14 protein-coding genes and 1 pseudogene are annotated in these 16,894 nt (G+C 67.7%); 9 read left to right on the top strand and 6 right to left on the bottom strand.

All coding sequences use genetic code 11. The annotated features are described in order from the left end of the window. Positions 1-226 (bottom strand): annotated as a pseudogene (locus tag Q4I23_RS20920) (tetratricopeptide repeat protein); the annotation flags it as partial. Positions 227-748: 522 nt separating this feature from the next. Between Q4I23_RS20920 and Q4I23_RS20915 the strand changes: the two are divergent. The 5 genes from Q4I23_RS20915 to Q4I23_RS20895 all read left to right on the top strand — a co-directional run bounded on the left by Q4I23_RS20915 (position 749) and on the right by Q4I23_RS20895 (position 5,259). Further along, the gene (locus Q4I23_RS20915; RefSeq protein WP_498527467.1) at positions 749-1,393 is read left to right on the top strand and encodes a transglycosylase SLT domain-containing protein; all 645 of its coding nucleotides are present in this window, start codon (positions 749-751) and stop codon (positions 1,391-1,393) included. A gap of 69 nt (positions 1,394-1,462) precedes the next feature. After that, positions 1,463-2,302: a 23S rRNA (adenine(2030)-N(6))-methyltransferase RlmJ gene (locus tag Q4I23_RS20910; RefSeq protein ID WP_454016764.1), complete on the top strand. Its 840-nt coding sequence runs from the start codon at positions 1,463-1,465 to the stop codon at positions 2,300-2,302. 110 nt (positions 2,303-2,412) lie between these two features. Then, positions 2,413-3,408 carry a hypothetical protein gene (locus Q4I23_RS20905; RefSeq protein ID WP_454016765.1) on the top strand — a complete coding sequence of 332 codons (996 nt, stop codon included), beginning with the start codon at positions 2,413-2,415 and terminating at the stop codon, positions 3,406-3,408. Between the two features lie 31 nt (positions 3,409-3,439). Then, positions 3,440-4,441 (top strand): hypothetical protein, encoded by a 1,002-nt coding sequence (locus Q4I23_RS20900; protein WP_454016766.1) that lies wholly within the window; start codon positions 3,440-3,442, stop codon positions 4,439-4,441. A 92-nt stretch (positions 4,442-4,533) separates the two neighbouring features. Then, positions 4,534-5,259, top strand: a complete 726-nt coding sequence (locus Q4I23_RS20895) for a protein tyrosine phosphatase family protein (RefSeq protein WP_247889883.1) — start codon at positions 4,534-4,536, stop codon at positions 5,257-5,259. 22 nt (positions 5,260-5,281) lie between these two features. Here the strand turns inward: Q4I23_RS20895 and Q4I23_RS20890 are convergent, their stop codons facing one another. Further along, on the bottom strand, positions 5,282-7,060 hold the full coding sequence (locus tag Q4I23_RS20890) for a tetratricopeptide repeat protein (RefSeq protein WP_498527466.1): 1,779 nt from the start codon (positions 7,058-7,060) through the stop codon (positions 5,282-5,284). Positions 7,061-7,559: 499 nt separating this feature from the next. Here Q4I23_RS20890 and Q4I23_RS20885 point away from each other — a divergent pair, with 499 nt between their 5' ends. Further along, positions 7,560-10,076, top strand: a complete 2,517-nt coding sequence (locus Q4I23_RS20885; RefSeq protein WP_498527465.1) for a hybrid sensor histidine kinase/response regulator — start codon at positions 7,560-7,562, stop codon at positions 10,074-10,076. A 21-nt stretch (positions 10,077-10,097) separates the two neighbouring features. Here the strand turns inward: Q4I23_RS20885 and Q4I23_RS20880 are convergent, their stop codons facing one another. Further along, a complete protein-coding gene (locus Q4I23_RS20880) occupies positions 10,098-11,891 on the bottom strand; it encodes an ABC transporter ATP-binding protein (protein WP_498527464.1) in 1,794 nt (597 codons plus the stop codon). A gap of 190 nt (positions 11,892-12,081) precedes the next feature. On the opposite strand from Q4I23_RS20880, the gene Q4I23_RS20875 reads away from it, so the two are divergent. Next, positions 12,082-13,098: a patatin-like phospholipase family protein gene (locus Q4I23_RS20875; RefSeq protein ID WP_454016771.1), complete on the top strand. Its 1,017-nt coding sequence runs from the start codon at positions 12,082-12,084 to the stop codon at positions 13,096-13,098. A gap of 36 nt (positions 13,099-13,134) precedes the next feature. On the opposite strand, the gene Q4I23_RS20870 is transcribed toward Q4I23_RS20875, so the two are convergent. Further along, positions 13,135-13,449, bottom strand: coding sequence for a hypothetical protein (locus Q4I23_RS20870; RefSeq protein WP_454016772.1), 315 nt, complete (start codon positions 13,447-13,449; stop codon positions 13,135-13,137). Positions 13,450-13,629: 180 nt separating this feature from the next. Between Q4I23_RS20870 and Q4I23_RS20865 the strand changes: the two genes are divergently transcribed. Further along, positions 13,630-14,160 (top strand): GNAT family N-acetyltransferase, encoded by a 531-nt coding sequence (locus tag Q4I23_RS20865; RefSeq protein WP_498527463.1) that lies wholly within the window; start codon positions 13,630-13,632, stop codon positions 14,158-14,160. Positions 14,161-14,238: 78 nt separating this feature from the next. Here the strand turns inward: Q4I23_RS20865 and Q4I23_RS20860 are convergent, their stop codons facing one another. Together Q4I23_RS20860 and Q4I23_RS20855 are read right to left on the bottom strand one after the other, a co-directional pair. Then, positions 14,239-14,418: a hypothetical protein gene (locus Q4I23_RS20860; RefSeq protein WP_014198692.1), complete on the bottom strand. Its 180-nt coding sequence runs from the start codon at positions 14,416-14,418 to the stop codon at positions 14,239-14,241. Between the two features lie 139 nt (positions 14,419-14,557). Beyond that, positions 14,558-15,310 carry a porin gene (locus Q4I23_RS20855; RefSeq protein WP_237906249.1) on the bottom strand — a complete coding sequence of 251 codons (753 nt, stop codon included), beginning with the start codon at positions 15,308-15,310 and terminating at the stop codon, positions 14,558-14,560. Positions 15,311-15,584: 274 nt separating this feature from the next. On the opposite strand from Q4I23_RS20855, the gene Q4I23_RS20850 reads away from it, so the two are divergent. Then, positions 15,585-16,886, top strand: coding sequence for a potassium/proton antiporter (locus tag Q4I23_RS20850; protein WP_498527462.1), 1,302 nt, complete (start codon positions 15,585-15,587; stop codon positions 16,884-16,886). Positions 16,887-16,894: the final 8 nt, after the last annotated feature.

The raw sequence follows: 16,894 nt of genomic DNA, 5'->3' as shown, positions 1-16,894 counted from the left end.
GCGTATAATCGTCGGCAGCGTCAGATGTGTATAAGAGACAGCCCCAGGCCTCGCCCGACCCCGGATCGGCAGCGCAGGCGAGCCGGAAGGCACGCGCCGCCCCCGCCGCGTCGGCGGCGTAGAGTCGGTCATAGCCAGTCTGGAACAAAATGCCCGGAACGTCTCCGGGCTGGACGAGGGGGCCTGCCCCCTCCCGGTCGGCTTGAGCCGTCGAATCGCGATCCACGATCACTTCGCTATGGGAGATGCGCTGTCGCCGTCCCCGCTCCGGGAGACTCCGGAAAGCGGAAGAAGACACGAACTCCTGCACCAGCTTGCGCGCGCGCGCAAGAGGCATCCGAAGGAGGTCGTTCGGCAGCGAATCGAGCTTCAAACCGTCGCATTAGGCCGATTGGGTGGTTTTGTACGCTTTTCGCACAATCCACCTCCTTCGGTTTTTCAAAGCGCTTCGGAATCAGTGCCTTGATGGCTAAGACCAAGGCCCGGAGTGGGTTTTTCCCGCCGCCTTGTGACATCGTTCGATCGAAAGGCGTGGTATTACCGGGCAGCAAATAGATTGACGCTGTATAAAATTTTTGGAAGTGTGGCTTCGGCGCCCGATGGTGGGCGCTGAACTTTCGGGTAGGAGGCGGTCACCGTAAGCGACTCGGTGACCGGTAATGGCGGCCCCGCGCGGGGGGCCAAAACGAAGCCGGATGAACCCGGCAACGAAGAGGGGACCGAGGATATGCAGGATCGAACTCAGCGCGTGCGACGCACGTATGGCGGCTGGATCGGTCTTGCACTGGGCTTAGCCGCCTCTCCGGTCCTCCTCGCCAAGCCCGCCGCCGCCCAGGACAGCAGCTGCGTCTCCCACGCGGTGGAGGCCGAGCGCAAGTTCAACATCCCCTCCGGCCTTCTCGTCGCCATCGCCCTGGTGGAAAGCGGCCAGGACGGCGCCCCGACCCCCTTCGCGATGAGCGTGGAGGGCCGTCCGGTCTACGCCCGCAACGCCAACGACGCCGCCCGGCACCTCCGCGACAAGCGCGGCCAGCTTCGCCAGAACGTCTATGTCGGCTGCATGCAGATCTCGCTGGGCACCCACCGCGGCGAGTTCCAGCCGGTGGAGCGGATCGTCGATCCCCGCGAGAACGTCAACTACGCCGGCCGCCTGCTCCTTCGCCTTCATGGCGAGCAGGGAAGCTGGAAGACCGCCGTCGCCCGTTACAACGGCGGCTCCACCCGTCAGGCCCAGAACTACGTCTGCAAGATCTGGCAACACCTGAACGAGCTGGACCCGAAGAGCGCCAAGCTGCTGGAATCCGCCCGCTGTGGCGACTCCGAGCCCACCAGCATTGCGCCGAGCACCCGCCGCACCTTCCGCAACGCCCAGCAGGTCGCCTCGCTGGACTGATCCCGGCTTCGCGGAAGCCCGTTCGCAAGGGATGGCGCGGAACGCCCCGATGGGCTAAATCCCTGCCCCATGAACTACCGTCACATTTTCCACGCTGGCAACCCCGCCGATGTGATGAAGCACGCCGTTCTGGCGCTGATCATCGATCATCTGCGCGCCAAGCCGGCGCCCTTCTGCGTGCTCGACGCCCACGCCGGCATCGGGCGCTACGATCTGGACTCCGAACCGGCGCGTAAGACGCTGGAGTTCCAGGAGGGAATCGGACGGCTGTTCGGCCAGCCGGCGCCGCACCCGGCGCTGCGGCCCTATCTGGACGCGGTGAACGCGCTGAACCCGGATGGGCGGCTGCGCTGGTACCCCGGATCGCCGCGGCTGGCCCGGGCGCTGCTGCGCGAGCAGGACCGGCTGCTCCTCAACGAGCTTCACCCCGACGACTGGCAGACCCTGAAGGCGGAATTTGCCGGGGACCGTCAGGTCTCGGCCTTCAAGACGGACGCCTATCAGGCGCTGAAGGCCCATCTGCCGCCGCGGGAGAAGCGCGGACTCACCCTGATCGACCCGCCCTTCGAGCAGCCGGACGAGTTCGCCCGCATGGCCGAGGGGCTGAAGGCGGCGCACAAGCGCTGGTCCACCGGCGTCTACGCCCTGTGGTACCCGATCAAGGAACGTGCTGCCGTTTGGCGCTTCCAGGAGGCGGTGGAGAACACCGGCATCCGCAAGATCCTGACCGTCGAGCTGACCTGGCACCCGGAGGACACGCATCTGCGGCTGAACGGGTCCGGGCTGCTGATCGTCAACCCGCCCTGGACGCTGGACGACACGCTGCGCGCTATGCTGCCGGCGCTGCACGCCGCCCTGCCCTCCACCGGCGGCGGCTGCACGGTCGACTGGCTGGTTCCCGAGGGCTAAAACCGCAAATTTCAACGGAGAAGCGGCAACCGGTCACAGAGGTTGCCGTTGCAACGGCCCCACCACTCGCCCTAGGCTGAACGGGATTACTCCGTTCCGGCAAGGCCACGATGTCCCGTTCCAACGATTTCGCCAGCAGCTTCATCAAGGCTCACGCCGATGCCGGGCTGGAGCGCGTTTCGATCGCCCACATCCTCCAGACCATCCAAAAGGACCCGGCCTTCCTGTTCAGCGAGGAGTTGCGCCGCGGCGGCGGCCAGTGCCCCATGCACGCCGCCCCAAACGCCGACGACGCGGACAAGGTGACGGTCAACACGCTGCTCGCCTACCTGTTCGAACGGCTGCGCGACCATGTGGCGTCCAAGCTGCCGCTGGACGAGCGCGGGCAGGTGATGCTGCCGATTCCGCCGCGCTCCCCACACGGCATCGATCCGGCCGATCGCGCGGCGATGGCGGCGGCCCCGCTCGACGTGATGGCCTCGGTCCTGCGTGACGCCACCTGCCATCTGCTCGACGGCCTCATCACCGGCTGGGCGGCCGATCTGCTGACGGAGGAGGAGCACTACCGCGCCCAGGGAACGGGCGAGATCTCCGCCGCCGCCGCCGCCACCTTCATCCTGCGCACGACGCTGGAGGATTCGCCGCTCTACCAGCGCGCCGGCTACGACATGCTGTCGATCACCAAGACCGGCAGCCACACCGCCATCCACATCTGCTGGGCCATGGTGGAGGCCGCCCCCCTGTTGGTACCGAAGCAGGAGGCGGCGGCCTACGACGACCTCGTCCGGCGCAGCCTGAAGCAGGTGGTTCCGCTGTCGATGGCCAGCCTGGGCATGCTGGTCCATTACATGGAGGCGTCGGGGATCGAACCCCACGACGGCCTCGCCATTCATCTGCTGCCCAAGGACCAGACGGCCTTCGTCCTCGACGAGGCCGGGCTGATCTGCCTGAACCCGGAACCGATCACCCGCTTCGCCAAGCCCGAGGAGCGGCACTACACCGGTTGCCCGGCCTTCTACACGCCCGGCTTCATCAAACTGTATCTCGACATCGTGGCCAGCATCGCCATGGACTACGGCGTCTACGACCGGCTTCGCGACCGCTGACCGTCCTCATTCACGAGATTGAAGCCCCATCATGGCCCGCTCCAACGATTTCGCCCTGACCTATTTCGCCGCGCATGAGGAGGCCGGGATGACCCGGATCAGCCTCGTGCCGATCCTGCACCGCATCGCCGAGGACCCGAACTACCTCTTCACCGAGGAGCTTCAGCGCCTCGCCGGCCATTGCCCGGCCCATGCGGACACCCGCAAGGAGGATTACGAGAAGGTCGCGATCAACACGCTGCTGGCCTTCCTCTACAACGACCTGCGCGACCACATCACCAACCGGATGCCGCTGGACGCTGACGGCCATCTGCTGCTGTGCAACCCGCCGGACTCGCCGCACGGGCTGGACGTCGCCGACACCGCCGGGCTGGACGCCGCCCCGGCGGAGACGCTGATCGGCTTCCTGCGCGACAGCGTGTGCCACCTGCTGGACGCCATCATCAAGGATTGGGCGATCAAGGTGACGCTGGAGGAGGAGCGCTGCCGGGCGGAGGGCGCCATCACCCCGCTCGCCGCGGCCGGCTTCGTCCTCGCCAACACGCTGGAGGCGTCGGTGCTTCACGCGCCATCCGGCTACGACATGCTGTCGATCACCAAGACCGGCAGCCACACGGCGCTCCACGTCTGCTGGAACCTGTGCGAGTCGGCGCCGATGCTGAAACCCGGCCTGACCCTGGCCGAGTACGACGACCTGTCGCGCCGGAGCCTCAAGCAGGTGCTGCCGCTCGCCATGGGCAGCCTCGGCATGCTGTGCCAGTTCATGGGAGCCGGCCACATCGAGGCCGACGACCATCAGGCCATCCACCCCCTGCCCCGCCACCAGACCGCCTTCGTCTATGACGCGGAGGCGCCGGGCGGCATGATCGTCCTGAATGCCGACCTGATCGAGCCGACCGCCCAGGCGGGCGAGCGCCATTACACCGGCTGTCCGGCCTTCTACGCCAACGGCCTGATCAACCTCTACATGGAGATCGTGCTGTCGCTGGCCGCGCGATACGATATCTACGGGCGGGTCCTGCGGGCCGGATGACCAAACCGCCGCACTGCCCAGCGGCGCGGCGGCCTTGACGCCACGTAAAGTGTGCCTATCTTGGCGGCCTTGTCGATTTGGAGACTGCTTGCGTGGCCACCACCAGGAAGATGTTGCGCCGTTACACGACCACCGCTCTGGCCGACGGGATCAAGCGGGCGCGCGGGCGCATGATCTCCCCGCTGCAACGGGCGCTCGGACATGTCGAAAGCGTGTTCATCGACCATGCGTGTTTCCGGCTGGTCTATTCGAACACCTACCGCATCTCCCCCAACATGTACCGGGCGAGCCAGCCTTCTCCCTCGCACATCCGGGAAGCGGCACGGCGCGGCGTGAAGACCATCCTGAACCTGCGCGGCAGCCGCGACTGCGCCTCCTACATCCTGGAGGCCGAGGCCTGCCGTGCGGCCGGGCTGACGCTGGTGGACTTTCCCGTCAACTCCCGCGACATGCCGAAGAAGGAGACGCTGCTGAAAGCCCGCGACCTGTTCGCGACCATGCAGTATCCGGCGCTTCTGCACTGCAAGTCGGGGGCGGACCGCGCCGGCTTCATGTCGGCGCTCTACCTCTTCATCCACGAAGGCGTGCCGCTGGAGCGGGCGACCAAGCAGCTCCACTGGAAGTACGGCCATTTCAAGCAGGCGAAGACCGGCATCCTCGACTATTTCTTCGAGCTGTACGCCGCCTACAACGAGAAGCGCCCGATCGCTTTCTGGGACTGGGTGGAGCGCGTCTACGACCCGGTGGAGGCCAAGGCCAGCTTCCGCTCCCGCGAATGGGCCGACACGGTGGTCGACCGGGTTCTCGGGCGGGAATGAGCGCAGGAATGAGCGGGGCGCGTCACTTCGCCCCGACGAAGTGGCAATAGGGGAAGCTCAGGAAGTCGAAGCGGCGCACGCGGACCGGTTCATGCCGGTTCAACCAGTCGAGCACCGCGTAGTGGGCCATCTGGTCCAGCATCCAGTAGACCTCCGCCCCCGACAGGAAATGCCCGATGTAGGAGCCGAGCAGCGACAGGAAGCGGTCGCCGCCGGGGCTGTTCTCGTAGACAGCGAACCCGACCGGAATTTCCCGTGACGGACCACGGCGGCGGCCGTCGAGCATGAGGCCGACGTCGTATCCGGCCATCTCCGCCCGGAGAGCCCGCAAGTCTCCGGTGATCCAGGCGTCGGTGTCGACCACCATCAGCGGGCGATCCAACCGGCGCAGCCACTGCAAGGCGCGGAGGAAACGGGCGGAGGCGTAGTAGGTGACGCGCTTGATGTCGGTCCACCCCGCCATGTCCGGCCGGTCCAGCGAGAATCCCACCCTCAGCCGTCCGTCCGCCCGCCAGCGGGCCATGGCCCGTTCCGTCTCCGGTGACGGCGACACCACATGCACGGCGACCATGGCGCCCGGCATCCGCTCCGCCAACGACTCCAGCAGCGTCGGGGCGAAGCGGTGGAAATAGACGTCGTCGCAGCAGAAGAAGACCAACGGTTCGCCGGCCGGCCCGGCCGCCGGCTCGCTGCTGCACTCCAGGGGCGCCATGCGCTCCAGCACCGCCTCGACCGGCGGCAGGTTGCGGAGGAAGGCATCGTCGGCGCGCAGCATGGTCCACAGGCCCAGCTCATGCTCCCGCGCGACCTCCGCCGCGGTGAAGCGCCGCCGGAAGCGTCGGCTCAGCCAGGAGGCGAGAACGAGCCGGTCCCGGCGGTAGGCGTGAAAACCGACGACCGCGGCCGCGACCGTGTCCTTGGGGTGGTGCCGCAGGCGAACCCAGGCGGCTCTTGCCCCGTCGCGCAACACCGTGTCGGACACCATGCCCACCTGCACCAGTGTCGCCACCGCGGCAACGTGCAGCCAATCGGCCTCATCGTCGTCCGGGCGGACGGCAACGGCCCGACGCAGCGCACCGATGGCCTCATCGACCAACACCCGGTCGACTGCGAAGGGCTTGCCGTCCTGAACGCCCATCGCCCCGCTGCGCTCAAGCAGCAGGCGCCCCAGCAGCCGGTTGGCGCGGTGGTGATGCTCATCCCGCTCCAGGGCCGTGCGCGCCATCGCCTCCGCCGCCACCGCATCCCCCACCGCCACCAGGGCCTCGGCCGCCGTCGTTCGGGTGTCGGCGTCCGCCTCCGGGAGACGTCCCGCGACGACCAGTCGCTCCGCCTCGTCCAGACGCGTCCCCCACTGACCGCGCAACGCCTTCAGATTGCCCGCCGCTCCGGCGTGGCCGGGTTCGAGCGCCAGGGTCCGCCGGTAACTCCGCGCCGCACCCGCCGCCTTCTCCTGCTGCTTCAACCCGTTGCCGAGATTGAACCAGGAACCCGCATGCGCGGGGTCGAGAGACAGCGCCCGATGCAGGCAGGCGATGGCGTCCGTCCCCTGACCGGCCAGGCGCAGGGCGGCGGCGAGATTGCTGTATCCGGCGACGCTGCCGGACTCCAGCCGCAGGATGGCCCGGAAGTGACCGACGGACTCTGCCGGGCGCCCGGTCTGCACCAGTAGCATCGCCAGCATCTGCAGCGCACCGCGATTTGCCGGTTCACGCTCCAGCACGTCGCGGTAGAGAGGCTCCGCCCCCGCATGGTTGCCGGATTTGTGCAGGCGGATCGCGTCGTCGAGGGCAGGTTCCATGAGGCCGCACCATAGACCGGATCGTCCCTGGCGCCAATCGCCCTCCGTGGACGCGCGTCAGGGCGAATCCGGGAAAGCACCCCTTGTGATCGGCCCGCCTCCAAATGCTCTTTCATGAGCGAATGGATGGATTATCAACCAATTATTGCGCGGTATGATACAGTCCGGTTTAGAGATGCCCGCAACCGGTTGCCTCAGGAATGGTCTGCGAAATGCCTCGGTACGTTCGGACCGGATACACTCCCTCGATCGACCGCCCCGCCGAAGCGACGTCCCTTCTGCCGGTCCCAGGAGAGCAGCCACAGGCTCCGGCGCGGTCCGGGCGTGTTCGGACCACCAATCGAATCGTCTGTCGTCCTCAGGCGATCCGGCGCAAGGTTGCGTTTGAACTCCGGCCGGTTCGATGACCCCCAACCTGGAAACGCCGCGGCTTCCGACACGGCGCCTGACCTGGCACATGCGACCGCAACGGGTGCGGGGCTGGCTCATTCTTCTGGTTATGGCGGTTGCGGTTCCGCTGGTCCTCTTCTCGGTGTCCCTCCTGATCCGCAACGTCGATGCGCAAGCCCAGCAAACGGAACAGCTCGTGCTCGACCGGACACGCCTGCTGGCCGAGGACGTGGAACGCGAGGTGAGCCGCCAGATCGCCGCCGCCGAGGTGCTGACCACATCGGAAAGCCTGACGACGGACGATCTGGCCGCTTTCTACCGGCAAGCCGCCGGCGTGCGCGACCGGCTGGGCACCAACGTGGTTCTCCGCGATCCGCAGGGCCAGCAGCACGTCAACACCCGGATGCCCTGGGGCACCGATCTGCCGAACAACACCGTGCTCGAATCCGACCAGAGGGTGATCGACACGGCAAGGCCGCAGGTCACCGGCCTCTTCATAGGCGACGTGAGCCAGGCGCCAATTCTGGCGGTGACCGCTCCGGTGATCCGCGATGGACAGATCCGGTACCTGCTGAGCCTCAACATTCCCCAGGAACGGCTTCAGGCCATCGTATCGCCGGAGCGCATTCCGGCGGGATGGCGGGCCGGGGTGATCGACCAGGACGGTTTCGTCATCGCACGCTCGCACTTGAGCGAGCAGTTCGTCGGCAAACGGCTTCCCGCCGCGCTGTGGACCGGCATGCAGGCGGTGCCGGATGGAATCCACCGCGCCGTCAACCTGGAAGATGTAGAGGCGATCCAGGCCTACAGCCGGTCCCGGAACTTCGGCTGGGTGGTTGCGACGAGCGTCCCAACGACCCTGGTGGCGTCCCCGGCGCGTCATGCCCTCCTTCTGTTCACCGGTGGCGGTCTTGTCCTTTTGCTGATCGGGATCGCGGCGGCGCTTCTGCTCGGACGGCGCCTCACGCGCTCCGTCTCCCAACTGGCCGGAGCGGCGGAAGCCTTGGGCGCCGGCCACCCCGTTCCACCGCCCGGCGGTGGCGTGTCCGAGATCGAGGCGGTGGGCCGCGCCATCAGCAACGCCGCGGACCTCATCCGGCGGCGCGAGGCGGCGCTCGCGGAAAGCGAGGCCCGTCACCGGGCCATCGTGCAGACCGCGGTGGATGCCATGCTGGTCATCGACGAGACCGGCACGATCCAGAGCTTCAACCCGGCGGCGGAGCGCATATTCGGTTACGAGGCCGGCGAGGCGGTCGGCCGGAACATCCGCATCCTCATGCCGGAGCCCTACCACTCCGCCCACGACGGCTATCTGCAAGCCTATCGGCAGACCGGCGAGAAGAGGATCATCGGTGTCGGGCGCGAGGTCGAAGGACGGCACAAGGACGGCTCGATCTTCCCGATCGAGTTGGCGGTCACCGAATGGACCGCCGGCGAGCGCCGCTACTTCACGGGCATCGTCCGCAACATCACCGAACGCCGCCGCACCGAGAACGCCCTGCGCGCCTCCAAGGCCGAGGCCGACCGCGCCAACGTCGCGAAATCCAAGTTCCTCGCCGCCGCGAGCCACGACCTGCGGCAACCGGTCCAGGCGATGATGCTGTTCCAATCGGCACTGGCGGAGCGGCTGGATGGGCATCCCGCGGCCCCGGTTCTCGACTCCATGGGCCAAGCCATGAACGGGCTGCGCATGCTGCTCGACAGCCTGCTCGACGTGTCCAAGCTGGATGCCGGGCTGATCGTTCCGCAATTGCAGGATCTGGCGATCGGCCCGATCATCGAGCAATTGGGCGCCGAGTATCACCCCCAGGCGGAGGCCAAGGGGCTTCGGCTGCGCGTGGTTCCCTGCGCCCTGACGGTCCGCAGCGATCCGGCGCTGCTGATGCGCATCCTGCGCAACCTTGTGGAAAACGCGCTGCGCTACACCGAACGCGGCGGTTTGCTGATCGGTTGCCGCCGCCGGGGGGACCGCCTGCGCATCGAGGTGATGGACTCCGGCATCGGCATCCCGTCCGACAAGCACGAGGAAATCTTCGAGGAGTTCTTCCAGATCGGCAACCAGGAGCGGGACCGGAGCAAGGGGCTGGGGCTCGGTCTGGCGGTGGTGCGCCGCCTCGCCCGCCTGCTCGGCCACAAGGTTCATTTGCGCTCCCGGCCGGGAACTGGCTCCGCCTTCTGCGTCGACGTGCCGCTGATCGCCCGCCATGCCACCCGCTCCAAGCCGGCGGAGGCCCGGCCGGTGACGAGCGACGGGCGGGGCATGATCCTGGTGATCGACGACGAACCGCTGATCCGCCTCGGCCTGCAGGCGATGCTGGAGGGCTGGGGCTATCGGGTGCTGACGGCGGGCTCCATCGAGGACGCGGTTCAGCACGTCGAAAGCGGGGAATGGCCAAGCGCGATTCTGGCCGATTACCGCCTGCGCGATGGGAAGACCGGCTTGGACGCCATCCGGGCAGTGTGCGAACGGCTCAGGACGCCGGTTCCGGCGACGATCATCACCGGCGACACCGCCCCGGAGCGGCTGGCGGAAGCCCGCGCGGGCGGCCACACTCTGCTGCACAAACCCATCGCCGCCCACGAGCTGCGCAACGCCGTGGTGGAGATGGTGCCCGCGGCGGACTGAGCCCGGTTCCGGTTTGCCGGATCAGGGGGCCAGCAGGGCCGCCTCGCCGTCCTCGCCGAACTGGAGCTTGCACAGGCGGGCGTAGGTGCCGTTCTGCGCGATCAGGGCGTCGTGGGTGCCCTGCTCCAGAATGCGCCCACCTTCCATCACGACGATCCGGTCGGCGTTGCGCACAGTGGCCAGCCGGTGGGCGATGACCAGCGTCGTTCGCCCCTGGGTCAGCCGTTCCAGCGCCCCCTGCACCAGCCGCTCGGACTCGCTGTCCAGCGCGCTCGTCGCCTCGTCCAGCAGCAGGATCGGCGCATCCTTCAGGAAGGCGCGGGCGAGCGCGAGGCGCTGCCGCTCGCCACCCGACAGCTTCACGCCGCGGTCGCCGATCACCGTATCGTAGCCCTCCGGCAGCCGGGCGACGAAGTCGTGCGCGGCGGCGGCCTTCGCTGCGGCCACGATGTCATCGAAGGGAGCGTCCAGCCGCCCGAAGGCGATGTTGGCGCGCACCGTGTCGTTGAACAGGACGGTGTCCTGGCTGACCAGCGAGATGACCCCGCGCAGACTTTTCAGCGTCACCGCCCGCACGTCCTGCCCGTCGATCAGCACCTGCCCGCCGGTCGCGTCGTAGAGGCGCGGGATAAGGTTGAAGACGGTGGACTTGCCGGCGCCGCTGCGCCCGACCAGGGCCACCGTCGCCCCCGCCGGAACCTCTAGGTCGATGCCCTTCAGCGTCTCCATCCCCTCCTCGTAGGCGAAGCGGACGCCGCGCAAGGACACGGCGGCGCGCTCCACCGCCAGGGGCTTGGCGCCGGGCTGCTCGGTGATGGTCGGCTTCTCGTCCACCAGCTCGAAGATGCGCTGAGCGGCGGCCAGACCCTCCTGGAGCACGGCGTTCAGCGTGCCGATGGCGCGCACCGGCTGCGCCGCCATCAGGAGCGCGCCGACGAAGCCGGAGAAGGCGCCGACCGAGCCCTCGCCCATCGCCATGCGGTAGCCGGCGAAGGCGATCACCCCGGCCACCGCGGCGCCGCCCAGAACCTCCATCATCGGGTCGATGCGGGAACGGGCGCGGGTCGCCTTCATGGTCAGGGCAAAACTGTCCTCGAAGGCGCGGGCGGCGCGGGCGCGCTCATAATCCTCCAGCGAGTAGGTCTTGACCATGCGGGCGCCGGCCAGGCTTTCCGTCAGCAGGGCGGTCATGTCGCCCATCTGGGCCTGGGTGTCGCGCGACACGCGGCGCAGCCGCTTGCCGATGTTCACGATGGGAATGGCGGCGATCGGGTAGATCAGGAAGACGATCAGCGACAGGACCCAGTCGAGATAGAACATCGACCCGACCAGCGCGATCACCGTCAGGATGTCGCGCACCAGCCCGGTCAGGGTCCGCGACAGGGCGTTGCGGATCAGGTCGACGTCGCTGATGAAGCGGGAGGTCAGCGTTCCGGTGGGGGCCGCGTGAAGCTGGGCGGTGTCGGACCGCAGCAGATGGTCGAACATCGACAGGCGCACGTCGGTGATGATCCGCTGCACGATGTCTGTGGTCACCACCGTCTGGGAGTACATGGACAGCGCCTTGACCGCCGTGACCACGATGATCAGCAGCGGGATGACCAGCAGCATGCCCCGGTCCTGCTCGGAGAACATCGAATAAGCCTGGTCGATCAGCAGCGGATAGGCGCCGGTCGCCGCCGCCACCACGGCCATCAGCAGGAAGGACAGCATCAGCTTGCCGCTGTAGGGGCGCACCCATTCCCGCAGCATGCGGCCCATCAGCCGCTCCGTCGCCGCGTCGAGGCGCAGCCGGTCTCCGCTCTTCTTGCTCACGTGCACGTCTTCCTGTAGCGCAATCGCGTTGGCTTAGCCGATGGCCCCGGTGCTTGTCCACCGGGCCTTACTTCACGGGGCCTTGTCCGGCGGGACTTGTCCACCGGGGCGGAACCGATCAAGCTTCCTTAACCGGGCGGATGGCACGATACCGACCGGAACGCGCTCCACTCTGTGCAAAGGAGGCGCCATGGCGGCGGACGGCGGAAATGGACAGGGTCCCGGCAATCGCTACGGCCAGCACCATCACCGGCCGCGTATCGGTCTGGCGCTGGGCGCCGGGGTGGCCCGCGGCTGGGCGCACATCGGGGTCCTGCGGGCGCTGGCGCGCTACGGGATCGAAGCAGACATCGTCTGCGGCAGTTCGGTAGGAGCGCTGGTCGGTGGCCTCCATCTCGCCGGCAAGCTCGACGCGCTGGAGGAGTGGACGCGCGGCCTGACCCGGATGAAAATCGTCGGCTATCTGGACCTGCGGCTGCGCCAGGGGGGAGGCCTGATCGGCGGGGACCGGCTGGTCGCCGAGATGCGCCACCATCTGGGCGACATCCAAATCGAGGAGCTTCCCAGCCCTTTCGCCGCCATCGCCACCGATCTGGTCACCGGGCACGAGGTGTGGATGCGCAACGGCCCGCTGGTGGACGCGCTGCGCGCCTCCTTCTCGCTGCCGGGAGTCTTCCCCCCGGTGCGGTTCGAGGGGCGCTGGATGGTCGATGGCGCCCTGGTCAACCCGGTGCCGGTGTCGGCCTGCCGGGCTCTGGGCGCCCAGATGGTGATCGCCGTCAACTTGGCCGCCGACATCATCGGAAAGTCGCGGCGTCCCGGCGCCGCCGTGCCGACCGCGGCGGGGTTCGACCTCCTCAAGCTGATCGACGAGGAGCAAGGGCCGGATGACGAGCCCAAATCCCGCGCCGGCTTCCGCGTGCCCATCGGCGCGCTGAGCCGCCGCATCTTCCGGCGCGATTACGAGGGGCCGAGCCTGTTCGGCGTCATGGTCTCCTCGCTCGGCATCGTCACCGACCGCATCGCGCGGTCCCGGCTGGCGGGAGAGCCGCCGGACGTCCACATCACGCCACGGCTGGGGCACATCGGCCTGTCTGAGTTCGATCGGGCTGACGACTGCATCCGCGAGGGGGAGGCGGCGGTCGAGCGCGTCCTCCCCGACCTTCAGGACGCGTTGAGGGTGTTCGGTTACGCGCCCCCGGTCTGAGCGCCCCCGGTCTTCTCATCCCAGGTCTGAGCGAAGTCAGGCGGTCAGGTCGACCGCCGCGCCGCGCCGATCCTTCTCGCCGGACAACTGGCGCTTCAGCTCCTCGGCGATCTGCTTCTCGACCGCGGCGCGCTTCTCCGCCGGCATGGACGCGAGGGACTCCTCGTCCAGCTTCATGCGGGCGAGAATCTGGTCCCGGATGCGTTGGGCCGGCGTCTTGCGCGCCTCCTTGAGGAAGGCGTCGGCGGCGCTGACTCCGCTCGCCTCCTTCTCCGGTTCGGTCTTCTCGTTCTGCGCCGTGAACTTGGCGACAACGCGCGAGACGTTGCTGATATAGTTGGAGATTTGCATGACGGTTTCTCGTGACCGATGGGCTGGAGAACCGACAAGCAAGTTTTGTGCAACCTTAAATATGCTTGGCAATCAATCGCATAAGTGGGATTTCTGATGGCGTGGATGTGCCGGGCGGCAAAAATGACCGGCTCATGATCTGCCGGCTTCCGGTTCAGGCCCTTTCCGCCGAGACGACGCATGGACCCCATCACCACCGACCGCCTGATCCTGAGACCCTTCCGGAAGGGGGACGCGCCCGACCTGCTCGCCTATCTGCGTCATCCCCGGGCAAGCTGCTTCCTCTCGCTCAAGTTGGACGACCTCGATGCGGCCGCCGCCGAGGTGGAAACGCGCAGCCAAAGCGACGAGCACATCGCCGTGTGCCTGCAAAGCACCGGCCGGGTGATCGGCGACCTGTTCCAGGTGTCCGAGCCGCCGGACACCTACACCGTCGGCTGGAACTTCAACGCGGATTTTGCCGGGGCGGGATACGCCGCGGAGGCCGCGCGCGCCCTCTTCGAGCATCTGTTCACGGTGAAGCAGGCCCGCCGCCTCTACGCCTATGTCGAGGAAACCAACGTCGCGTCGCAGCGCCTGTGTGAAAGGCTCGGCATGAGGAAGGAAGGGCTGTTCGTGGAGTTCATATCCTTCGAAATGGACGGCGACGGGTACCCCATCTTCGAGAACACGATGCAGTACGCCATCCTGCGGAAGGAATGGCGGTCCTGAAAAAGCGAAAGCGCGCCGCGCCCGGTCGGCGCGACGCGCTTGTCGTCCTCGGCAACGGATCGTGTCCGTCGCGTCCGGTCAGCGATCCAGCGCCGTGCCCAGCGCGGCGCCGCCCAGGCCACCGATGATGGCGCCACGCTTGCCGTCCACCGCGTAGCCGCCAGCGGCGCCAGCCGTGCCGCCCACCACGCCGCCGGTCGAACAGGCCGCGAGCGTCAACAGCGCAATGGCGGTTCCGATCAGGCGCAAACGAGACATGTCCAAACCCTCCTTGTGGTGCTTCTCGACCCTATAAACAGGCGAGATGGCGATTTGCTTCCACGACACCGCGATTCCGTCGGGAATCCACCCTTGGATAAGGACGAAAGAGGGATATCAGGCCCGTTCGGGCACCGTTTCAGAAAAGTACGCGGGTTCCGACGCGCAGCATCGTGCTGTCGGACGGGTCTCCGCTGTAGGTCATGGTGCCCAGATCGGCGGTGACGCTGACCTTCGGCGACATGCGGAACCGCAGGCCCGTGGACCAGGCCTCCTGCGGGGCCTCGGCGCCGACCTGGCTGTGGGCCAGCCGCCCCATGACCGTCCAACCCCGCAACGGCGTGCCCTGCTCCAGATAGAGGCCGGCGTTGAGCGTCCGGCGCGCCGCGCCGTCGTCGGGCAACTGCTCGCGATAACCGGCGCCGACCGTCACGCCGGGCAGCGTCACCTGCCCGCCGACCACCCAGGACCGGCGGGGCGTGCCGCGGTCCTTGGCGACAGCGGCCTTGCCCGCCCCCGCGGTGATGCGCAGGCGGGCCTTGCCCAGCCGGCCGTCGTGCCGCACCACACCCTCCACCACATGCCGGGCGAGCGGATCGGCCGCTCCCAGCTCCGTGCGGACGGGCGTGTAGCCGAGACCGATGTTGAAGCCGTGCAGGCGCGGCGAATAGTAGGTCGCCCGCGCGTCCGGCCCGCCGAACGCGCCGTCGTTCATGAAGACCGGGTCGGAGAACCATTGGTCGCGCACCGGCGTGGTCGCCACCATCCGGCGCGACGCGCTTTCCGTCTGGCCGACCTCCAGAGCGCCCCAACCGCCGAGATCGATGGCCTTCTTGTCGAACCGGATCGGCGTGGTACCGCCGCCCGCCGCCGTGCGGTCCAAGTCGGGCAAGGCCCCCGCCGTCGCCGCGGCGGAGGACAGGACAAGGATCAGGGCTGCGAGGGGTGATGTCGGAATACGCCGTGTACGAAACATGAAATGCCCCTCGCCCGTTGCATTAACCCGGAAGGATTGTAGCCTGCCGCAATGCTGCATTGCGGGAGACATTTCTGTATTATTTTAGGAACATTGGGAAATTTTGGCCGCTGCGTTGCACTCGCGCCCAAGAATTGCCAAAATTGGATGACCGCAAAGGCGGCACCACTCCCTTCCCGGCGCGAGGACTATGGAGACAGCGAGCACCATCATCCTGATCGGGTCGTCGCTGCTGATCGTCAGCATCCTGACCAGCTATCTGGCGCTGCGGATCGGTACCCCGCTGCTGCTGATCTTCCTGGGCGTCGGTCTGTTCGCCGGGGTCGACGGCATCGGGGGGATCAGCTTCAACGACGCGGACAGCGCTTTCCTGATCGGCTCCATCGCGCTCGCCGTGATCCTCTTCGAAAGCGGCCTGGACACCAAGCTGTCCAGCTACCGCGCCGCCGCGTGGCCGGCGCTCAGCCTCGCCACCTTCGGGGTCGCCATCACCTCCGGGGTCATCGGCGTCGCCGCGCATTTTTTGCTGGGCCTGCCCTGGATCGAATCCTTCCTGGTCGGCGCGGCGGTCAGCTCCACCGACGCAGCGGCGGTGTTCTTCCTGCTGCGGGTCGGCGGCATCACCATCCGCGACCGCGTGCGCTCGACGCTGGAGATCGAGTCCGGCAGCAACGACCCGACGGCCATCCTGCTGACCGCCATGCTGGTGGAGGCGGCGCTGCACGGCTGGGGGACGCCGCTGGAACTGGCTGGCTTCCTGGTCAAGCAGATCGCCGGCGGGGCGGTTCTGGGCGTCCTGGGCGGAGCGGGACTGGCCGCCTTCATCAACAAGGCCCGCCTCGACCCCGGCCTCAACCCGGTGGTCACCCTGGCCTTCGCCCTGTTCCTGTTCGCCGGCACGAACGAGTTGGGAGGCAGCGGCTTCCTCGCCGTCTATGCCGCCGGCCTCGTCGCTGGCAACGTGAAGCTGCGCGGAGCGCTGGGCCTACGCCAGTTCCATTCGGGCCTGACCTGGCTCAGCCAGATCGTCATGTTCGTCATGCTGGGCCTGTTCGCCACCCCGCACGACTTCGGGGTGATCGCCCTGCCCGCCCTGGCCCTGGCCGTCCTGCTGATCCTGCTGGCGCGCCCACTGGCGGTGTGGCTGTGCTTGCTGCCGTTCCGCTTCTCGGCCAACGAGAAGACCTTCATGGCCTGGGTCGGGCTGCGCGGCGCGGTGTCGATGCTGCTGGCGCTGGTGCCGATCCTGGGTCAGCTGCCGGGCGGTCAGGTGATCTTCAACACGGCCTTTCTGGTGGTGATCGTGTCGCTGGCCGTGCAGGGCTGGACCATCGGCCCGATGGCACGCTGGCTGAAGCTGATCGTCCCGCCGCGGCGCGGCCCGGTCGAACGGTTCGAACTGGAACTGCCCGGCGGGGCCGACCAGGAGATGGTCGTCTACACCTGTCTCTTATACACATCTGACGCTGCCGACGATTATACGCGAGTGTAGATCTCGGT

This window comes from Azospirillum sp. UFLA03-27 (genome assembly GCF_059803775.1).
This window is presented reverse-complemented; position numbering and strand designations above follow the sequence as displayed.